This is a genomic window from Turicibacter sp. HGF1 (assembly GCF_000191865.1).
Taxonomy (GTDB): Bacteria; Bacillota_I; Bacilli_A; order MOL361; family Turicibacteraceae; genus Turicibacter; species Turicibacter sanguinis.
In genome coordinates, this window is sequence record NZ_AEXQ01000044.1 from 1 (window position 1) to 1259 (window position 1259).

Consider the following 1259-nt stretch of genomic DNA (forward strand, 5'->3'; position numbering starts at 1 on the left):
TGGTGCTAGTATAGTTTTATGGACACATTTAAGTTAAGTCGTTAAAATAGACTTAATCATTAAAGGATGTGTCGATATGAAAAAATATAATACTGAATTTAAATCAATGATTGTTGAACTGTATAAGACTGGACGATCAGTGAAAGATTTAAGTCGTGAATATGGTGTGTCAGAAGTGACAATTTACAAATGGATTAAACAGATTTCTCCAATTGCCTCAGTTGAGGATACAGAGATTACTCTGGAAGACATTAAACGTATGAAGCAAGAAATGTTACGTTTACAAGAGGAGAATGAGATTTTAAAAAAGGCTATGACCATATTCGCGAGAAAGTAAGTCAATCTGAATTATGTCAGTTTATCGATCAGCATCGTTCAGAACATGATGTTAAGCAACTTTGTGAGGTTTTAAATGTTCCAAGAAGTACTTTTTATCAATCTAAGCATCAAAGCGAGTCTAAGTGGAAACTTGAAAATCAACAACTGCTTGAGCGTATTAAGAAAATTTATTTTGAGAGCAAGCGTCGATACGGTGCCATTAAGGTACATCGTCAATTGCTTAAAGAAGGATTGTATGCCAGCTTGAAACGTATCCAACGCTTAATGAAATTAGCTGGATTAGCCTCTATTATTCAAAAGAAATACACCCCTTATAAACAATCTAAAGAACTTGTTCTAGAACGTGATAACATTCTAGAACAGGACTTTTCAACGACCTCAATTAACCAAAAATGGGTATCAGATATTACTTATATTCACGTTCAAGAAGAAGGTTGGTGCTATTTAGCATCAGTGATGGATTTACATTCAAAAAAAATTATTGGTTATCACTTTTCTAAACAAATGACAACGGATATTATTGTTCAAGCTTTAAAAAATGCTTATATTTCTCAAAGACCTAAAGATGAGGTTATTCTTCATACTGATCTAGGCTCACAGTATACAAGCAAGGACTTTAAAGACTTAATTTCGGATCTGAATATCGTTCAGTCCTTTAGTCGTAAAGGGTGTCCTTACGATAATGCCTGCATTGAATCTTTCCATGCGACACTAAAGAAAGAAGAAGTGTATCAAACAGTCTATGTTACCTTTAAACAAGCTAGAATGGCTTTATTTCAATACATAGAAGGCTGGTATAATCGCAAACGAATTCATGGAGCGATTGACTATTTGACTCCTGAAGAATGTGAGCAACTTGCACGACAGACTGCTTAAAAACTTAACTTTTTTGTGTCCAAAATATTGACCTAGATCCAATA

General features: G+C 33.8%; 1 protein-coding gene. It reads left to right on the forward strand.

Annotated features, from left to right (window positions below):
• Positions 1 to 76: 76 nt before the first annotated feature.
• Positions 77 to 1215 (forward strand): IS3 family transposase gene (locus HMPREF9402_RS14120; protein ID WP_129821813.1). Its coding sequence is split into 2 segments (ribosomal slippage): positions 77 to 302 and positions 302 to 1215, totalling 1140 coding nucleotides; the frame shifts between segments, so codons are not numbered across the junction.
• Positions 1216 to 1259: the final 44 nt, after the last annotated feature.